18 protein-coding genes are annotated in these 17,787 nt (G+C 38.4%); 6 read left to right on the top strand and 12 right to left on the bottom strand.

Annotated elements, in window-relative coordinates:
• Positions 1-34: 34 nt before the first annotated feature.
• Together FW768_RS19640 and FW768_RS19635 are read right to left on the bottom strand one after the other, a co-directional pair.
• Complete coding sequence (locus tag FW768_RS19640; RefSeq protein WP_153398294.1) at positions 35-508, bottom strand: GNAT family N-acetyltransferase; 474 nt, start codon at positions 506-508, stop codon at positions 35-37.
• 2 nt (positions 509-510) lie between these two features.
• Positions 511-1,128 carry a DUF1684 domain-containing protein gene (locus FW768_RS19635; protein ID WP_153398292.1) on the bottom strand — a complete coding sequence of 206 codons (618 nt, stop codon included), beginning with the start codon at positions 1,126-1,128 and terminating at the stop codon, positions 511-513.
• Between the two features lie 135 nt (positions 1,129-1,263).
• Here FW768_RS19635 and FW768_RS19630 point away from each other — a divergent pair, with 135 nt between their 5' ends.
• Entirely contained in the window at positions 1,264-2,844 is a 1,581-nt protein-coding gene (locus FW768_RS19630) for a GMC family oxidoreductase N-terminal domain-containing protein (RefSeq protein WP_153398290.1), read from the top strand.
• Here the strand turns inward: FW768_RS19630 and FW768_RS19625 are convergent.
• The 3 genes from FW768_RS19625 to mqo form a co-directional block, all read right to left on the bottom strand.
• Positions 2,841-3,707: an AadS family aminoglycoside 6-adenylyltransferase gene (locus FW768_RS19625; RefSeq protein ID WP_153398288.1), complete on the bottom strand. Its 867-nt coding sequence runs from the start codon at positions 3,705-3,707 to the stop codon at positions 2,841-2,843. The two genes, FW768_RS19630 and FW768_RS19625, sit on opposite strands and share 4 nt — an antisense overlap.
• A 4-nt stretch (positions 3,708-3,711) precedes the next feature.
• The gene (locus FW768_RS19620) at positions 3,712-4,113 is read right to left on the bottom strand and encodes a hypothetical protein (RefSeq protein WP_153398286.1); all 402 of its coding nucleotides are present in this window, start codon (positions 4,111-4,113) and stop codon (positions 3,712-3,714) included.
• An 82-nt stretch (positions 4,114-4,195) separates the two neighbouring features.
• Complete coding sequence (mqo, locus tag FW768_RS19615) at positions 4,196-5,701, bottom strand: malate dehydrogenase (quinone) (protein WP_153398284.1); 1,506 nt, start codon at positions 5,699-5,701, stop codon at positions 4,196-4,198.
• 534 nt (positions 5,702-6,235) lie between these two features.
• On the opposite strand from mqo, the gene FW768_RS19610 reads away from it, so the two are divergent.
• From FW768_RS19610 to FW768_RS19600, 3 genes are read left to right on the top strand one after another with little or no spacing between them, the layout of a single operon-like run.
• Complete coding sequence (locus tag FW768_RS19610; protein WP_153398282.1) at positions 6,236-7,342, top strand: hypothetical protein; 1,107 nt, start codon at positions 6,236-6,238, stop codon at positions 7,340-7,342.
• Positions 7,343-7,353: 11 nt separating this feature from the next.
• Positions 7,354-8,175: a hypothetical protein gene (locus tag FW768_RS19605; protein ID WP_153398280.1), complete on the top strand. Its 822-nt coding sequence runs from the start codon at positions 7,354-7,356 to the stop codon at positions 8,173-8,175.
• A 12-nt stretch (positions 8,176-8,187) separates the two neighbouring features.
• Positions 8,188-8,964, top strand: a complete 777-nt coding sequence (locus FW768_RS19600; RefSeq protein WP_153398278.1) for a hypothetical protein — start codon at positions 8,188-8,190, stop codon at positions 8,962-8,964.
• A 491-nt stretch (positions 8,965-9,455) separates the two neighbouring features.
• Here FW768_RS19600 and FW768_RS19595 read toward each other — a convergent pair whose 3' ends face one another.
• Positions 9,456-10,496, bottom strand: a complete 1,041-nt coding sequence (locus FW768_RS19595; protein WP_153398276.1) for an NAD(P)H-dependent glycerol-3-phosphate dehydrogenase — start codon at positions 10,494-10,496, stop codon at positions 9,456-9,458.
• A gap of 226 nt (positions 10,497-10,722) precedes the next feature.
• Between FW768_RS19595 and FW768_RS19590 the strand changes: the two genes are divergently transcribed.
• Entirely contained in the window at positions 10,723-11,754 is a 1,032-nt protein-coding gene (locus FW768_RS19590; protein WP_153398274.1) for a M23 family metallopeptidase, read from the top strand.
• Positions 11,755-12,049: 295 nt separating this feature from the next.
• Here the strand turns inward: FW768_RS19590 and FW768_RS19585 are convergent, their stop codons facing one another.
• The 5 genes from FW768_RS19585 to FW768_RS19565 all read right to left on the bottom strand — a co-directional run bounded on the left by FW768_RS19585 (position 12,050) and on the right by FW768_RS19565 (position 15,988).
• On the bottom strand, positions 12,050-13,225 hold the full coding sequence (locus tag FW768_RS19585) for an MBL fold metallo-hydrolase (RefSeq protein ID WP_153398272.1): 1,176 nt from the start codon (positions 13,223-13,225) through the stop codon (positions 12,050-12,052).
• 18 nt (positions 13,226-13,243) lie between these two features.
• Positions 13,244-13,897, bottom strand: coding sequence for an NAD(P)-dependent oxidoreductase (locus tag FW768_RS19580; protein WP_153398270.1), 654 nt, complete (start codon positions 13,895-13,897; stop codon positions 13,244-13,246).
• A gap of 57 nt (positions 13,898-13,954) precedes the next feature.
• The gene (locus FW768_RS19575; protein WP_153398268.1) at positions 13,955-14,365 is read right to left on the bottom strand and encodes an Rrf2 family transcriptional regulator; all 411 of its coding nucleotides are present in this window, start codon (positions 14,363-14,365) and stop codon (positions 13,955-13,957) included.
• Positions 14,366-14,431: 66 nt separating this feature from the next.
• Positions 14,432-15,382, bottom strand: a complete 951-nt coding sequence (locus FW768_RS19570; protein WP_153398266.1) for a hypothetical protein — start codon at positions 15,380-15,382, stop codon at positions 14,432-14,434.
• 171 nt (positions 15,383-15,553) lie between these two features.
• Positions 15,554-15,988, bottom strand: coding sequence for an FKBP-type peptidyl-prolyl cis-trans isomerase (locus FW768_RS19565; protein WP_153398264.1), 435 nt, complete (start codon positions 15,986-15,988; stop codon positions 15,554-15,556).
• Positions 15,989-16,144: 156 nt separating this feature from the next.
• On the opposite strand from FW768_RS19565, the gene FW768_RS19560 reads away from it, so the two are divergent.
• The gene (locus tag FW768_RS19560; protein WP_153398262.1) at positions 16,145-17,146 is read left to right on the top strand and encodes a catalase family protein; all 1,002 of its coding nucleotides are present in this window, start codon (positions 16,145-16,147) and stop codon (positions 17,144-17,146) included.
• A 225-nt stretch (positions 17,147-17,371) separates the two neighbouring features.
• Here FW768_RS19560 and FW768_RS19555 read toward each other — a convergent pair whose 3' ends face one another.
• The gene (locus FW768_RS19555; protein ID WP_153398260.1) at positions 17,372-17,785 is read right to left on the bottom strand and encodes a nuclear transport factor 2 family protein; all 414 of its coding nucleotides are present in this window, start codon (positions 17,783-17,785) and stop codon (positions 17,372-17,374) included.
• Between the last annotated feature and the right edge of the window lie 2 nt (positions 17,786-17,787).

The raw sequence follows: 17,787 nt of genomic DNA, 5'->3' as shown, positions 1-17,787 counted from the left end.
CAGCAGAACAGAAGTTTTTGAATTTAAAATTTTCTTAAAGTTTTTTATACATCAGATACTGACGTCCGCTTCTTCCGATCCTCGTTTTACCATCATAAGAATATCCTGCTTTACGGTAAATATGATACGCCGATTCATTTTTCTGGTTGACGGCCAGCACAATTTCATTACAGTGACTGAAATTTTCACGGACAAAATCATCTACTTTCTGCATTGCTTCTTTTCCTATTCCTTTTCCCTGCATTTCAGGATTTACAGATAAAGACCTTAATAAGACAGAATCCTTGTTATTGGTCAAATCCAGTTTATCTTCACCAAAATCAAGGACAAAAAAACCTACAGGCAGTCCTTTATCCATAATAATAACCGCAAATGATTGATGATCATTTCTTTCTTTTATTCTCTGTATCGCCTGTTCCGCTGTGGAAGTAAAACGCAGCTGATCTTCATCCAGAGCATAATTCACTTTGAAAAGGTCATCTTCTTTGAAGAACTGTAAGGTTACCATAACTAATGATGATAAATATCTTCGTACATCACCCCTGCTTTTATTTCCACAGGAAGTTTATTTTCTTCAGGAACGATCGGACAGTTGTAATCATAAGCGTTATATGCGCAGAATGGCTGGTATGATTGGTTAAAGTCAAGTACAATGGTGTTTCCTTTCGGAATTTTCAGGTCCATATATTTTCCGCCGCCGTAGGTTTCTTTGCCATTGGTCTCATCACGAAAAGGAAGGAAAAGATAATCTTTATATTTTTTCTGCTTCATGAGGTCTAAGCTCTGATATAAGGTAAGAGTATACGGTTTTTCATTAAGCATAAAATTTACTTTTCCATATTCTCTGTATTTCTTTGTTTTGCCCGAAGAAGTAGGTAATTCAAAAGGTTCTGCATTTTTTGTTCTGGTCAGCTCTGCGATTACTCTGTACTTCCGGCTGAACGGAAAAAAAGGATGTCCTTTAAAATTGGTAAAATTATCCCCTCGCAAAGGGGTCTGTTTAGGATCTTTGTATTCCGCATTAAGGTCCTCCTGGAATTTCTTAACAGCCATAACTTCTCCTGACACGATTCTCTGTGAGAAAACCATCAGGGGAAACAGCAGAAATAAAATGATATATTTTTTCATGATCTATTTAAAATTATAAGTAAAACTATGAATTTCCAACGGTATGAAAAGTTAAAATTCTGATAAAATAGCATAATCTGTTTTAAATAAATCCCAAACCTTTTTTCCTAGCATATTTTTTGACAGGCAATGCCTATGAACAGAAAGCAATTCATCAAGACAGGCCTCTTGGCTGTATCCGGATTTTATTTCCTTAATTCCAATTTGTTTCAGGCTGCCCAGCCTCAGTCTGAAAAAAAGATTATTGATGCTCCCATTATCATTATCGGAAGCGGTTATGGAGGGGCTGTTTCTGCATTACGTCTCTGTGAATCCGGAAAAAAAGTAGTTCTTCTGGAAATGGGGCTTAACTGGGAGAAAGCCGGAATTCCTTATTCCAATCTGCTCAAACCCGGAAAAAGTGCGGCATGGCTGAAAAATAAAACGATTGCTCCGTTTATGAATATATTCTCTCTGACACCATTTACCGGAACACTGGACCGGATGGAATTTGAAAACATCAATATCTGGGCTGGCAGAGGGGTTGGCGGCGGTTCGCTAGTCAACGGAGGTATGGCAGTTACTCCTAAAGAAAGCTATTTCAAAGAGGTTTTTCCCAGCCTTGATACTCAAAAATTTTATGACCATTATTTCCCTCTTGTGCACGAAGAGCTGAAAGTTAATGTAATTAATGAACAATTTCTGAAAGACTGTCCTTATTATCAATTTACAAGAGTGGGAGAAGCAGAAGCGCACAAAGCCGGATTTAAAACAATACGGGTTCCGAATGTCTATGATTTTCAATATATGGAAAAGGAATACAAAAATGAAGTTCCCCGTTCTGCACTCAACACGGAAGTGATTTACGGAAACAACCACGGTAAAAACAGCCTGGATAAAACCTATCTGAAAAAAGCAATGGCAACGGGAAACCTGGAAATCCTTGACCTTCACCGTGTGGATTATATTAAACTGAATGATGACCAGACCTATACTTTAAAAGTTCAGGAAACTGATACTTCCGGAGCATCGGTTTCTGATAAAATATTCAACTGCAAAAAGCTGATCCTTGCAGCAGGAACTATGGGAACGCTAAAACTATTGTTACATTCTCAGGCTGTAAACGGATTTCCTGTTCATGAACGTATCGGGAAAAACTGGGGTAACAATGGTAATTTTATGACGGGAAGAAATTGGGTTAAACCTTTATCCGGCGGAACGGGATCCAAACAATCTACAATTCCTGTAGGTGGGATTGACAATTGGGATGATCCTGAACATCCTTTTTTCACAGAGATTGCACCATTACCTATGGGAATGGACGTTGCCACCGCTTTGTATTTACTGATCAATAGGGTTGACAAAAAAGGAGAAGTAACTTATAATCCTGATAAAAGCGAACTGGTATTGGACTGGAATGAACAGCATACTGCCAAAATGAGAGACAATGCAGATTATTTTATAAAAAAAATGAACAAGGCTAATGGCGGTACAAGAAGTCATCTCCTTTTTAAGAACGGATTCGGAGCTGATATATGCTATCATCCGCTCGGCGGCTGTGTTTTGGGAGAAGCCACCAATGAATACGGAAAGCTGAAAAAGCATGAGAACCTTTATGTTCTGGACGGGTCTTTAATTCCGGGAACCATTGGCGTCAATCCATTTGTAACAATTACGGCTATTGCAGAATACTGTATAGAAAATCTGATCAGGCAGAATGAATTCGTTTATAATTAAAGCATTGCTTTGACTTCTGCAAGATAGTTCCGGATATCCTCTTCTAGCTTAGTGGGATAGATAAAATTAAGCTTTTGGGCCAAAGCAGCACCCAGTTCATGAACGAGATCTGCAAAAGCTAACAAAGAAATCCAGTTATCTTCAATATTACTTCCTGAGAAGGTGGATTCTACTCTATTCCATAAATCTTCAGGAAGGTATTTCGGGAAAAGTCTTCCGTGTTTATTGGTGGTGATATTATTCCAGCCCTGTGATTCTCCAATATGCCATTCTATGAGTGGAACCAGATAGTCTGTTCTTATCACATTTTCAGTCATGAATTTTGCGTAAAAAATATCGCCACGCTGAAGGCATTTAGCCACATAGGTTGTATCCCACCAGAAGTCGTTGATCAGTTTATTAAAATCCTCTTCCTTCGGTTTGTGAATCATCACAGACTGATAGGTTGGAGGTTTTAGTTCTTTAGTCAGATCATCTTTATCAACCAGAATTTTATATCCCACATCCCAATCTTCGGGAAGGGAATCCTGTTGAATTTCTGCCAGAAAATCTTCTTTTTGGTAAAGTTTGAAATCAACTTTTACATGATCCCGATACAGCACCATTTTCATTGCGTGCTTTCCTTCAAAAACACGGTCATCTTCTTCTATCATGGAGATAGGAGTTCCAAAAAGTGAAAGCCAGTCATTATGGATTTCATAAGGCGCCCTGTTTTCAAAAACAAGTTCCACATCAAGGTCGCTGAAATCATCTACGGGAGCATAGGGATTCACCAGTGAGCTCGTGAGCAAGACGGCACGAACGTCCGGGTTATCTTCTGCCCAGCTGATAATCTGTTTCAGTTTTTCTTCTCTTGTTTTCATAGATTTAATAAGATTCTGAAATTTTCACCCGGTAAACATCAAGTGAGTTTCTTTTGATAGATTCCACAAAAAAACCGCCTTCTTCAGGAATTACTTCTTTCAGGTCAAAACTTTTACAGTCCTGGGGAAGGCCTGAAAAGATCAGCGTAAACCAAAAATCCTGCATAAAGGGAACGGGCGTCCAATTGGGATATATGGTAATATTTTCGGCATGAATGAGGCTGCTTTTATGTTCAGACTGGTTATCAAAAAGATAGGTTGAATTCCAAATCCTGATCAGATTTCCTAAAAATGGTGATGCCGGAAAACAGCAGTGTACAATGACCTGCTTTTCCTCTTCTATCTTGGTCTGAAGAGATTCCAGGAGTTCTTTTACAATGATTGGCTTTACAACAACTTCTTCCACTTTTTTATTAGTAATGGGTAATAGGCAATGAGTAATGGGTAATGTATCCTGATTACTTATTCCCCATTGCCCATCGCTTATGTTAATATTCTAATTCTAATTTTTCTTTGGTATAGTTTCTCAGCTTCTCGGTAAGCTCCGGATGATCAGCCAGTTTTTGTCCATAAGAAGGAACCATTTCCAGCAGCTTTTCTCGCCATTCGCCATTCAGTTTTTCAGGGAAACATTTTTCAAGAACATTTAACATGGCATATACCGCTGTGGAAGCTCCCGGTGAAGCTCCGAGAAGAGAAGCAATCGTTCCTTTTTTATTCACAACCACTTCTGTTCCGAATTCCAGTTTACCGCCTTCTTTCTCATCTTTTTTAATGATCTGTACCCTCTGCCCTGCTACTTTAAGCTCCCAGTCTTCTTCTTTGGCATCTTTGATGAATTCTCTCAGGTGCTGCATTCTTTGGGATTTTGTCATCGCAACCTGCTGGATAAGGTATTTGGTAAGAGGAATGTTATGCCACCATGCTCCGAATAATGATCTTAAATTCTTCGTATTAACGCTTTCCGGCAGATCAAGATAACTTCCTTCTTTCAGGAATTTGGTAGAAAACCCAGCAAAAGGGCCAAATAGAAGGGCTTTTTTGCCATCAATAATTCTAAGATCAAGGTGAGGAACCGACATTGGCGGAGCATCTACTGTGGCCTGTGTATATACTTTGGCATGGTGTTTCTCTACCAATTCCTGATTATGACTTACCAGCCACTGTCCTGAAACCGGGAAACCTCCATATCCTTCACTTTCTTTAATATCTGAACTATCCAACAGCGGAAGTGCGTATCCTCCGGCCCCGATAAATACAAAATCAGCAACCACTTCCTGCTGATGACTATGAATTCTGTCCTTTACCTTCATCTCCCACTTTCCGTCCTCTCTAGGATCTATATCTTTCACCTCATGATACAGGAAAACCTCAACATTGGAATCTTCAAGCAAATGTCTTCCCATTTTTCTGGTCAAAGTTCCAAAGTTTACATCTGTTCCCATATCCATTTTGGTAGCAGCCATTACTTCGGATCCGTTTCTTTTACTCATTACCAGAGGAATCCATTCTTTAAGCTGCTCATGGTCAGTAGAATATTCCATACCGGAGAACAAAACAGATTCTGACATTTTCTCGTGACGTTTTCTGAGGTATTCTGCTTCTTTTTCACCGAATACCAAACTCATATGCGGACACGAGTTGATAAAATCCTTGGGATCCTGAATATATCCTTTAGTAACCAGATATGACCAGAACTGTTTTGAAATTTCGAACTGTTCGGCAATGCTTTCTGCTTTGGTAATATCAATGGTTCCGTCTGGTTTTTCAGGGGTATAATTAAGTTCACAAAAAGCAGAGTGTCCTGTTCCCGCGTTATTCCAGGCTGCGGTGCTTTCCTTAGCAAACCTTCCAAGCCTTTCAAATATTGCAATTTCCAGTTCAGGATCAAATTCGTGTAGCAGTGTTGCTAAAGTGGCGCTCATAATTCCGCCACCTATCAGGACAACATCGTACTTGGGTTTCGGTGTTCTGCTTGTAAGCGATTGTGACATAATCTAAAATTTTACTTCAAATTTCGGGAAAAGTTTTATAAAAAATAACGCGTTTAACGATTTTAACACGTTATTTTTTGACGGAAAAATTCTTTCGGTTTCCGCAAAAAAATGTGATGGAAAGTATCAATAGATTTTCATTGAAAATAGTGATTATATGATTATTTTCCCGGATTTCCCTTCATCAGGACCTCTATTTTCAAAAAAAATCCCAACCTGATTTACCATAACAAAACTCTCATAAAAAGGACTTAAAATGTTAAAAAAAGTTATAAAAACTTAAGTTATTTTAAGTTTATCATAAAAAATCTTTCAACAGTAAACATTTACGTTATAACAATTTATCAATATTTTGTGAAAAATATTAAACATAAAATTAAAATTATCACTTTTTATTGAATAAAACACAATGTTTAACATTTTAAAATGCGAAAAATTCATTAATATATAATTTATTTTATGTAATTTGCATTAAAATAAACACACATTAAGACACAATTAAATTAAAAATATTTCTTATTAAACATAGTACAGATGAAAATTATTAATTTCGTAAGTACATTTTTCGCAGCAGCGGCATTAGCCCAAAGCGGAAATGTAGGAATCAACACGTCCACACCGGACCCCAGTGCCATTCTGCACATTGAAAATTTCAACGGAATACCAGCAATCGCAACGGCAACTGTTTCAGGCGGTGCTGTTACCGGTATTACCGTAACAAACGGAGGAAGCGGCTATATTTCTGCACCAACGGTTAGTTTCTACGGAGGCGGAACGATTGTAAACGGCGGAAATAAAGCTCGCGCCACAGCTGTCATTTCAAATGGTGTTGTAACAGGGATCACTCTCAACAACGGAGGAAGTGGCTATACTTCTGCTCCATCAGTTACGGTATCGGGAGGAAACAAAGGACTTCTTCTTCCCAATCTTAACCTTGCCAGCCTCAGCAGCACAACAACACCGGTTAATGGTCCAGCCAACGGACTTATTGCTTTTAATGGAGGAACCAACAGTAATAATAAGGCGCTGCATATTTTCAACAGCACTTTAGGCCGCTGGCAGAGTACTATAGATGCTGAAGATACTCCTAAGGTAGCTTATCTGGATTTTACAGGTTCTTTATCTGCTCTGGATAATGCTGCTGCCGGTGTTAATACACTGCTTCTTGTGAATCCCCCTTCTATTTCAGGGGTTTCCAACATCAATGGTTTTAAGGTAGTACAGAATACCTTGTCAGGAGGCTACTCCTTGGTTCTTCCCCAGGGAAATTATTTAGTAGAAGTGAACCTGAATCTTAATTCCCCACCGGAAAACCCTTCCGGACAGGGCGGAACTGCTCCTTTAACTGGAAGCTCCTATTACCTGATGGGATATTTTATAGATTTTTATGGGGATACTTATAATAATTCTACCAATACGTTTACCGCAGGAGTTAATACAAGAAAAGAAATTCCGATTGTTTCTAAAACCAGCACCAATCATCTGGCTTCCTGGTCCTATTATTATAGTGTTCCGGCTAATGCGAACGCCAATATCATTGGAGGGTTGAGACTGAGATTCGGGAGAATGCAGAACAGTACGTTCTATGACCTTGTTAATGTAATTCCAACCGGATCTTACATCAAAATATCTAAAATTTAAACACTTACAATATGAAAAGAAATTATATGCTGCTATTTTTATTAATAGTTCAGTTATTTTATGCGCAAGTTGCTATTGGGAAAACGAGTGTGAATGCTTCTGCTGTTCTGGAGGTAACCGAATCTACCAATAAAGGGGTGCTGCTTCCAAGGGTGGACATTGTGGATATTTTAAATAATACAACCCCGATAAACAATCCTGCTGAAGGGCTTCTGGTTTACAATAAAGGAAACTCTATCAGTCCCGGATTATATTTATGGAAAAATAACCGCTGGAGCCAGATTGCTGACACCTATAATCTGGTAAGCTATATGATCCTTCAGAGAAATACTGATTACCCGATATTAGGCAGCCTTAACAACGGTATTTATAAAGATTTTACTGATGCTGCCCTGACTGTTGTATCCAATGATATCGGGGCTTCATACAGCACTGCTACCGGAGCCATTACTCTTCCCGGAAACAGCGGGTATCTTGTGAATGTATGTCTGAATATCAAAACAACCCTGGAAAGCAGTTCTGCGGGTATTGGAAATACACCTGTACATCTTCATCAGTATCTTGTAAGACTTTGGGATCCTGCAACCAATACACAATATGGTAAAACAATCAGCATCAATGCCCAGTCTATTGCCAGTAATAAAACCCATACACTTAATCTGAGTTTTTCTTTTGTAACAACATCCACCACTCCTATTAATCTGATGCCTTCCATAGCGCATGACGCGGGAGGGACCTATCAAATGGGATCCGGGGGTACTACTCCTAACAACGGTGAGATCATTATCACCAATACAAAGGTTGATATTCAGCGGTCTGCACTTAATCAATAAACTATCAAAGAAATGAAAAAACATATTTATATCATCTGTATGGCTGTTTTTTTTGTCAGCATAACAGCAAAAGCGCAGGTTGGCATTAATACAAATGTTCCTGGAGCGGGTAGTGTTCTGGATATTAATTCAACCAACAAAGGGGTACTTTTTCCACAATATGACCTCATCACGCTGAACAGCACAAGCAGTCCGGTATCTAATCCTACGGACGGTTTGATGATCTATAATAAGGGAGGGGTATCTGTTCACCCCAAAGGGTACTATGTCTGGATCAGAAATCAATGGCAGCGCGCTATTCTTGCGGGAGCAGAACCTCAGAGCATGTCTCTGACAATAGGTTCGGGTACTCTTATTCCGGCTAACAGCACCAATAATACGCTTACAGGATTTACGGTTGCTTCCAATAAGATTACGGGAGCTTCTCTTGGTTCCGATACCTCATCCATTACGATTCCAGCCGGAACCTATATCATCCGATATTCTGTAGATACCAGCAATGCGAATAATAACAGCGGACCTGCCAATACCCAATATCTGTCTCAGAATTTTACCTGTACACGTTCTTATCTGACGAACTCCGCCGGTACAGCTGTCATCACGGAGCAAAACAAAATGTGTGAGCTCTCCAGCTCCTTTACGTTTTTCCAGGGAACCTATTTTTTGACGATAGCAGCTCCCTTAACGTTTAAACAAAGGTTCGAGTTTGATACCGGGAACGGATTTACCAACAGTAATCTTAATGCAAGATCTTCATTTGTACTGGTAATCACGAAAATGAGCCAATAAAAAGTCAAACATATATAAAAATAAGGTCTTTACAATAAGGCCTTATTTTTTTGATTATGCCGATTTCTAAAGCCTGATTAAAGGTATTGATTGATGATTAAAGAACTTATAAAAGGTAAACCATCATTAACTGCCAAGTCAATGACTCTGTATCTTGATTCCTGCTGTAAAGTTGCCCCATCCAATGTATGGGAGTTTGTAATATAATATCACCCGATTGATCTCCTGGCATATACGATGTAGCAATTTCCGTATTAGTCATATTTTATAAATCCCGTTGGGTTATATTCTTTTGAAAAATCAAATAAAACAATTTTCTTCTATGAAAAAACAAGATTTCGCATCACAAACTATCCTTGTGTGGGTGTTCTGAAAAAAGAAAGAAAAAGAAGGCCAAAATAAAACCATAACAGAATACTTGTTATGGTTTTATGTGAAGACTGAGCTTCTTATTTTTTTATGATTATAGCAAGGCTGTAACCGGAACTTTACTAGTTTAATTTTGCTGTTAGCTTTCTGAACTGCTTTTCGGCGTTCTTACCTTCGTAAAGAATGGCATATACTGTATCAATAATCGGCAATTTAAGGCCTTTTTGTTTTGCAGTTTTATAAATAGAATCCGCAGCATAATACCCTTCTGCGACCATGTTCATAGACTGGATCGCAGATTTTACAGTGTACCCTTTTCCGATGAGATTACCTAAGTTACGGTTCCTTGAGAAAAGTGAATAAGCCGTTACCAGAAGGTCGCCCAGATAAGCACTTTCATTCACATCTCTTGGTGCTTCATAGATGGCTTCCAGGAAGGTTTCCATTTCACGGATGGCATTAGATACAAAAACAGCAGTAAAGTTATCTCCATATCCCAATCCGCTTGCGATACCAGCCCCAATAGCAAAAATATTTTTAAGGATCGCACTGTATTCATTTCCAAGAATATCCTTACTTGTGTGTACTTTGATAAAGTCTGAGCTAAAAACTTCTTCAAGCTTTTCAGCCGTTTCATCTTCCACAGTCGCAATAGTAAGGTATGAAAGCCTCTCCATTGCCACTTCCTCTGCGTGGCACGGTCCTGCAATCACCGCCTGGTTTCTGAAACCAATCTTAAACTCATCACGCAGGTAGTGTGCTACCACATCATTTACTTTAGGGATAATTCCTTTGATTGCTGAAACAAAGATCTTATCTGAATAATCACAGCTCATTTTGTCCAATGTATCAGACAGGTAAATAGACGGTGTAGCCAGAACGATCACGTCACAGGCAGAAACCAGTTCATTGATATCCGTTGTCAGCTTTAAGCTTTTCAGATTAAAATGGGCAGCGGTAAGATAGGTAGGGTTATGCCCACGAAGCTCTATAGCTCCTTTCACAAATTCACTTCTTACACACCAGTGCACTATTTTACAGTTTTCAACAAGCATTTTCACGATGGCAGTGGCAAAACTTCCACTTCCTACCACCCCTACAGAAATCTCCTTATTATTCTTTTTAGGATTCGAAGATTCTGAAATTATTTTCTTTTTAGCCATAATTGGAATGTGAACTGCAAATATATTAAAACAAGATGTAACAAGGCTTTTGAGAGCATGATAAAACCCATATTCTGAAAAAATTAACACATCTGCACAATTAAATACCTAATTAAACGTTAAATACAGAAAAATATAATTTTTATTTAAGAATAACCCGCAAAACTTAGTTTTTACTTAAATTTGCACGCTTAAAACCGTTTTATAATATACTAAGAGAAGAAATATGAAGAAATTTCTAAGCAGCAAAAAGAACGTAAACATTCTTCTTGGAGGACTTTTACTAGTAGTTTTTGCACAAGGCGTTGTTATTGCTAGGCTGTTTTCTCAAAAAGATGACAAGACCTATGAGATCAACCTTGTAAAAATAAACACTGAAAAAGACAGTGTAGATTACTTAAAAATGAAAACAGATCTTACTTTAGTAGATCAGACTGTGGCACAGCTTAATTCATTCCTAAAATCTAAAGACATTTCGAGTGAAAAGCTGATGACCCTGAGCAAAGACAGTATTTCAAATTCTGTATATCTGGCCAAACAATCCAACCGATACAGCCAGTATTTAATGGATCTGCAGAACAAACTGATGCAGGTTCCTCTGGGAATGCCTACAGACGGCTATATTTCATCTAATTTTGGCATAAGAAAAAACCCGATTCCTTTCAAAACCGTATTTGCATCCGTAAAATCTACTGTTTCAGCAGAGTCTAAACCTGCAGCAACCGCTGCTCCAAAACCTGAAGTAAAACCTGTACCGGTTGAAAAAATCGTAGAAGTTACAGACAGCTATGGAAACAAAAGGGAAATCAAGGTAATGGTTACTCCAAAAGTTGCCCCTGCCGCTCCGACTCCTGCACCAGCAGCTACTTCAGTAAAATCTGTTGCTGTAAACACCAATTCTAAAGCTTCAATGGAAAAAAACAACCCACCCGCAGAGGCTGACCAGATGCAGTTCCATAAAGGGCTTGATATTGCTGTTGCTTATGGTTCAGATGTAAGAGCTGCAGCAGCCGGAACTGTAATTTTCTCCGGTCAGAAAGGAGGTTACGGAAACTGCGTGATTGTTTCCCACGGTAACGGGCTGGCTACGCTTTACGGGCATTTGTCACAGCTTGTTTCAAAGGTTAACGATAAAGTAAAAGTAGGACAGGTTATTGCCAAATCCGGAAATTCAGGACGTTCTACAGGACCTCATCTTCATTACGAAGTACACAAGAACAATACTCCGGTTAATCCGAAATTGTTTATGAATTTATAACAACCAACCGCTGTCTTTCTGACAGCCGTTTTTTATTTGATGATTTTTTTGTTGGGATATGCCAAGACACTAAGATTTTTACGACTACATGCTTTTTAAGGCTCCAGGAAATACAAGATTTTCGGTTGTATTTTATGTTTTCAATCTTAAAATCTGCCTCATCTGATACATCTGCGAGCCTAAAAATCTCTAGCAGATTGGCAGATGTTTGTGTGATAATTTAATTAAGCCTTATAGGTTTTGGAAACCTATAAGGTTAGAAAAAACTGCCGTCCTGATGGATAGCAGTTCGTATTTATTTTACAATTTTGAGTGTTCCTTTCAGATGTTTGAATGAACCATCCGGATCTGCAATATTCGTATATACTATATTTTTATTGTAATCCTGAATATGAGTAACATTGGAACCCAGTTTAGGCTCGTGCCAATAGACCATAAAAACATTCTTAGCCACTTCCACTGCAGTATATTGTACCGTATCAGTAGCTCCTTTTACCTTTCCGCCTGCTCCTGTAAAAGACATCTCTTTATTGTCTTTAAAGTCAAGAATAAATCTGAATGTTCCGAGATCAGCTTCCACTTTGTGCCCAATGGCAGGATACGGAGATTTAAGATCCCAATTCATTTGTCCAAGAAAAACTTTTACGCCCATTTCCAGCTCTTCTTTTCCGGGAAGCCCGGGATACTTTCTGACCATAAAATTCACAATTGAATCTGTTGTTTTATTTTCAGTTACTGCTTTTTTGTAATTCTCCAGATAACTTTTTATGAAATCAAGAGACTTGGGTGATAAAGAATTCTCTGAAAAGTGTGAAGGGACAACCTGCTCCGGTTTCAGTGCTTTCATCGCATCAATCCGGGCAATCCACTGATCAACAGCCTTTATATCCTGGGTATCTGCCATCCAAAGATGTGAACCTGTGGAGACTGAAATTCCTCCGGCTATGGTTTTCACAGATGGAATCCAAAGGAAGCTGTGCGCCGGATCTTCAGGCTTGTTGATGATTTCAATTTTATTTCCTTCAAGATCAGGAATTGCAGTTACTGCGTCGGGAACAATAATTTCTGATGGTGCATCTTCTTTGAGCTGCAGTTTCCAAACTGCTATTTTATCATCTTTTGATGCTGAAATAAGATAAGCAGTCTGGGCGGTTGAAATGATTTTTGCATTGGGAAATGCTTTACGGATCACATCTAATCCGAAATAAAAATCGGGGTCACTGTGGGAAATAAAAACAGCTTTCAGATTTTTGCCTGTAGCTTTTATTTCCTTCACCAATTGTTCGGCGTACTGTTTCTGAAACTGGGCATCAATAAGTACGGCATCCTTATCTCCATAGATAATTGTAGAAGTAACAGAAAAGATCGCCTTTGATCCCGGGTTGTACACTTTGATCTTCAGATTTCCGGCTGACAGCATATTGACGACAAACAGCAGAACAATCAGAGGTAATAATTTCTTTTTAAACATTGGTTATTTTTTGATGGATTAATAGGCAGCTGTAAAACGTTCACGGATGTGGTTATTCTGTTCCAGTTCGTCCACAAGGGCTACTGCTACATCTTCTACGGAAAGGCGGCTTCTTCCGTTTTCATCAAAAACCGGAGTTTCCAGGGAAGTTCTGTATTTTCCTGTTCTTTCTCCTGTATTAGCCTGATTCATTTCAATAGCCGGGCTGAAGAAAGTCCAGTCCAGGGTATTGTTTCCTTTGATTTTGTTCAGATAATCTCTTGCAGCCGTTGCTCCCGGCTTGTAGGCTTCAGGAAAATCAGGCGTGTCTACAATCTGTATGTTATCTGGTGTATAAAGGCTTCCTGCGCCTCCTACTACGATTAGTCTTTTCACTCCGGATTCTTCTACTGCTTTTTCAATGTTCTCAGATCCGTTTAAAAAATCTTGATAAAGATTGGGGTTAGCCCATCCTGCATTGAAAGCACTGATTACGGCGTCATTTCCTTTTAAAGCTTCTGCCAGCTCATCCACATTATTTACATCAATACTTTTTGCGGTTACATTTTCCTGTGTTTTTACCTTCGATGCATCTCTTACTAAAGCTTCCACGGCATATCCTCTGCCTGTTAATTCATTTACGATCTGTGTTCCTACAAATCCTGTTGCTCCAATTACGGCTACTTTTTTCATATTGTTTTATTTTAAATTAATTGTAATAAATTTTGTTACATTTATGGGTAAAAAATTTTACTCAAACTGTTCGGAAAACTCTTTCAATGACTTGTTCCCCAGAAATCCAACAACCAACTTATCGGTTTCTTCAAATAAGGTATCCAGATGTACATTGATTTCCTTTCCTACGCTGCAGGCCGGATTGGGATTCTGATTTCTCTTCCCTAAAACTTCCGTATTTTTCACTGCTCTGTAAATTTCAGAAATACTGATTTCTTCAGCATTTCTCGCTAGGTGGCTTCCGCCGTCTTTTCCTTGTCTGCTGGCAATAAGACCCGCTTCTCTCAACACGCTGATTTCCTTTCGGACAATCACCGGATTCACATTGATGCTTCCAGCGATCCAATCGGACGTAAGCCATTCCTGAGGATTTTTCGCCAGTAAGGTCATAATATGTATTGCCGTAGCAAATCTTGTATTGTTCATTGTAATTACATGGCAAAGATAAGCAAATTTTTAAATGTAACAAATTTCATTACAGTTAAATTTTTCTTAAAGGATTAAACGATCCAAATCCAGAAGTAGGTAATTGATATTCTGATTAATGGTTCTGGTAGCCGACTGCATCTGGTTAAGCATAGCCGCCCGGTTGTGAAGATCATTCGCTCTGTAGTATCCTCCATCACTGAATATCACTGACTGATCTGCATTTTGTCTGTTGTCATCAAATTGGTAGTGCAGCCAGCGTTCTTTCATATTTCCGATAATGGAACGGGCTTCTCTGTTTGAGAATTTTTTCTCTGTATACATGTACCATATAAAAGGCGGGAAATTCGGAGACTCCAGTTTTTCCCTCCAGATATCTCTCAAAAGATTTCTCTGATGAATAAATTCCACTTTCTTTCCTTTAGGATTAAGGGTAGCGAGACCGAAGCCTGCTCCCAAAACCCCTCCTCCGATATCTATAGCATTGCTCCAGCTTTCATCTTTTACAATTCCTCCGGCAATGGAAGCTGCAGCTCCTGCAATAATGGAATACAGGATCATTTTATTGTTTCTTGAATCATTCAGGTTATCCACATAATTTCCGATCTGGGCAACTCTCTCCCCTTCACAGTCAAATTCTGCTGCAACAGCATCCAGTTCTGTGAGGGCAATGGTAATTTTACTGTTGATTTTACTTTTAAGCTGTAATACTTTAACCTGGGAAGCCAGGGAAGAGTCTTTTTTAAGGTTCATGATCTGATGAACTTCATCCAGGTTATCCAGTGCATTCAGAATAAGAATACTCTGGTCTGAAAACGTCTGTTTCAGATCTTTGTTGGCCGCCAGAATAGAATCTGAATTATAAGAAGGAACTTTATTGTTGTAATTGTATTTGAAGGGTGCCTTGCAATAACTGTCCTTCAGGGTAAGGATATTCTGTCTGATGACCTGATTTTTTTTAGAAACACAGGAAGCCATCAGCAGGGAAACAGCCACAAGGTAAAACAGTTTTTTCATTCAGTCAGATTTTAAATAAGATCAGGCGGTTTGGACCGTCTGATACAGCTAATTTAAGATAAAATTTCATCCATTTGATCACTTAACTTAAAATTTAGTTCAGTTTAAGTAATGCAAATAAAAAAAATTTACCTGAATTCAGGTAAATTTTTTTTTATTTTTAAGCATTGATTACTTAATATCCAGCAGTTCCACTTCAAAAACAAGGGTGCTGTTCGGACCGATCTCTTTGCTGATCTGCTGATCTCCATAGGCTAAATGCGGAGGAATAATCAGTCTCCATTTGCTTCCTACAGGCATCAGCTGAAGAGCTTCCGTCCATCCTGCAATGACTCTGTTCAAAGGGAAAGATGCCGGAGTACCTCTTTTTACAGAGCTGTCGAAAACTTTTCCGGAAATAGTTGTCCCGTGATAGTGGCATTTTACGGTAGACTTAGGTCCTGGTTTTGCTCCGTCGCCTTCAGTGATGATTTCGTACTGTAAACCACTTGGCAGCTGTACAACACTTTCTCTCTTACCGTATTCCAGCATATATTCCTGACCGTCTTTCAGATTTTTCTCTGCTTGTTCTTTTTTACGTTTAAATAACATGTCTGCTACTCCCATACTCTATTTTTTTACAAAGATAAGTCTTTTTTGGTGTTGAAAATATTTCAGTTCTGCTGCGTTCTCTTTTGTTTCTGTAATCAAAATTCAAACAACTTTAATATTATGTTAACACAGAATCAGAAACTTGGTGTTATAATTGAATTTAAAAACTAAATGCCACATCCACTAAAATATAATAAGAAACTCGACGTACTGAATGAAGAGGAAAAGAAACTTTTGGAAATCAACAAAAAAAGTATTGCCGATTTCGTTGAACAGTCCTCTTCCATCAGCGATGTCAATTACGCTACCCGAAATGCTCATGCCAAAACGTATGCAGTTACGGAAGGCTTTTTCTATATTGATGAAAATATTCCCGAAGAACTTCGCTATTTTTTTGACAAAGACAGGTTCGACCTTATCATCCGGCTTTCCAATGCGCAGCTTAAAATTAAAAATTCCAAAAAAGATATTCCGGCTTATGGATTTGCAGTAAAAATAAAGAATGAAAACGGAGGACTTATCGCGAATTTTCCATTGGTAAACTTTCCATTATTTCCTGTTAATTCAGTTTCGACATTTCTGAAGCTGTTTACCGCTGTGAACAGGTTTTATATGAAAAAATGGAGCAGTTTTTTTTCTATCCTTGCTCAAAGCATTAAAATAGTTCCATCGTTATTCACCTTATCTTTTGCAAGAAATATCCTGAAGCTGCTCCGCAAAAGAAACGATTTTATCCTGTCTTTTGATTATCATTCTGTAGGCGCTTACCGCCTTGGAGATCATATCATCAAAATAAAATTAACTCCAAAGTCTACCGATCATCATTTTGGAAATAAATTAAAAACAAAAGAAGCCGTAAAAGTCTATTTGAAGGATCATGATTTTGCAGCCGATGTTTTCATCCAGTTTTGCTATGACCTCAAAGACCAACCAGTCAATAAGCTGAATACAGAATGGAAAAATTCTCCTTTTATTAAAATTGGTGAGGTGGTAATAATGAAAGATTCCCTGCTTGACCCGAGGGACTGTACCAATGAACTGCTATCTTTTAATCCGTTTGAAAGTATTGCCGCTTTTCAGCCAGTGGGAAAGATCCAGAAACTGAGAGACGAAGCTTATAAGGTTTCCATACAAACGAGAAGAAAAATCAATAAGCTTCTGCATGGGAAATAATTTCCACTTACCGCAAAAGAAAAAATCTGCAAGAGATTAAAAAAATTCGTACATCTGTGGCAAGGAATTTTTTTAACCACCATAGGCATAAAAGGCTTTACACTTAAGTAGAAATAAGTTTAAAGCTTTATGCATAAAAAGTACACATGAGTCTTTAGAAATCTATGATTTCTTTAGGTAATTCATTGGAACAAAAAAGACTGTCATGATAACAGCCCTTTGGGTTTATTTAAATTTCCGGTCTTCTTCTTTAATGGACAGATCGTTGATGCTTGCAAATCTTTTCTTCATCAAACCGTTTTCATCAAATTCCCAGTTTTCGTTTCCATAAGCTCTGAACCAGTTTCCGTCTTTTGTACGATATTCATATTCAAAACGTACTGCAATACGGTTGTCTGTATGGGCCCAGTATTCTTTTTTAAGCTTATAGTCCAGTTCCTTTTCCCATTTGCTTTGAAGAAACTTTACAATCTCTTCTCTTCCGTTGATAAAAGTATCCCGGTTTCTCCATTCACTATCGAGTGTGTAGGCTTTAGAAACTTTTTCAGGATCCTGACTGTTCCATGCATCTTCTGCCATCTGGATTTTTTGTATCGCCGTTTCAAGGGTGAAAGGTGGAAGGGGATGTTTCTGTTCCATAT

Origin of the sequence: Chryseobacterium vaccae (genome assembly GCF_009602705.1) — a bacterium.
Classification (GTDB): Bacteria; Bacteroidota; Bacteroidia; order Flavobacteriales; family Weeksellaceae; genus Chryseobacterium; species Chryseobacterium vaccae.
Note: the sequence above shows the minus strand (reverse complement) of the source record. Positions and strands in the feature narration are given on the sequence as shown.

Excerpts from the sequence above, each read along its gene's own strand:
- FW768_RS19640 (WP_153398294.1), bottom strand. The coding sequence starts at position 508 with ATGGTAACCTTACAGTTCTTCAAAGAAGATGACCTTTTCAAAGTGAAT.
- FW768_RS19635 (WP_153398292.1), bottom strand. The coding sequence starts at position 1,128 with ATGAAAAAATATATCATTTTATTTCTGCTGTTTCCCCTGATGGTTTTC.
- FW768_RS19630 (WP_153398290.1), top strand. The coding sequence starts at position 1,264 with ATGAACAGAAAGCAATTCATCAAGACAGGCCTCTTGGCTGTATCCGGA.
- FW768_RS19625 (WP_153398288.1), bottom strand. The coding sequence starts at position 3,707 with ATGAAAACAAGAGAAGAAAAACTGAAACAGATTATCAGCTGGGCAGAA.
- mqo (WP_153398284.1), bottom strand. The coding sequence starts at position 5,701 with ATGTCACAATCGCTTACAAGCAGAACACCGAAACCCAAGTACGATGTT.
- FW768_RS19610 (WP_153398282.1), top strand. The coding sequence starts at position 6,236 with ATGAAAATTATTAATTTCGTAAGTACATTTTTCGCAGCAGCGGCATTA.
- FW768_RS19605 (WP_153398280.1), top strand. The coding sequence starts at position 7,354 with ATGAAAAGAAATTATATGCTGCTATTTTTATTAATAGTTCAGTTATTT.
- FW768_RS19600 (WP_153398278.1), top strand. The coding sequence starts at position 8,188 with ATGAAAAAACATATTTATATCATCTGTATGGCTGTTTTTTTTGTCAGC.
- FW768_RS19595 (WP_153398276.1), bottom strand. The coding sequence starts at position 10,496 with ATGGCTAAAAAGAAAATAATTTCAGAATCTTCGAATCCTAAAAAGAAT.
- FW768_RS19590 (WP_153398274.1), top strand. The coding sequence starts at position 10,723 with ATGAAGAAATTTCTAAGCAGCAAAAAGAACGTAAACATTCTTCTTGGA.
- FW768_RS19585 (WP_153398272.1), bottom strand. The coding sequence starts at position 13,225 with ATGTTTAAAAAGAAATTATTACCTCTGATTGTTCTGCTGTTTGTCGTC.
- FW768_RS19580 (WP_153398270.1), bottom strand. The coding sequence starts at position 13,897 with ATGAAAAAAGTAGCCGTAATTGGAGCAACAGGATTTGTAGGAACACAG.
- FW768_RS19575 (WP_153398268.1), bottom strand. The coding sequence starts at position 14,365 with ATGAACAATACAAGATTTGCTACGGCAATACATATTATGACCTTACTG.
- FW768_RS19570 (WP_153398266.1), bottom strand. The coding sequence starts at position 15,382 with ATGAAAAAACTGTTTTACCTTGTGGCTGTTTCCCTGCTGATGGCTTCC.
- FW768_RS19565 (WP_153398264.1), bottom strand. The coding sequence starts at position 15,988 with ATGGGAGTAGCAGACATGTTATTTAAACGTAAAAAAGAACAAGCAGAG.
- FW768_RS19560 (WP_153398262.1), top strand. The coding sequence starts at position 16,145 with ATGCCACATCCACTAAAATATAATAAGAAACTCGACGTACTGAATGAA.
- FW768_RS19555 (WP_153398260.1), bottom strand. The coding sequence starts at position 17,785 with ATGGAACAGAAACATCCCCTTCCACCTTTCACCCTTGAAACGGCGATA.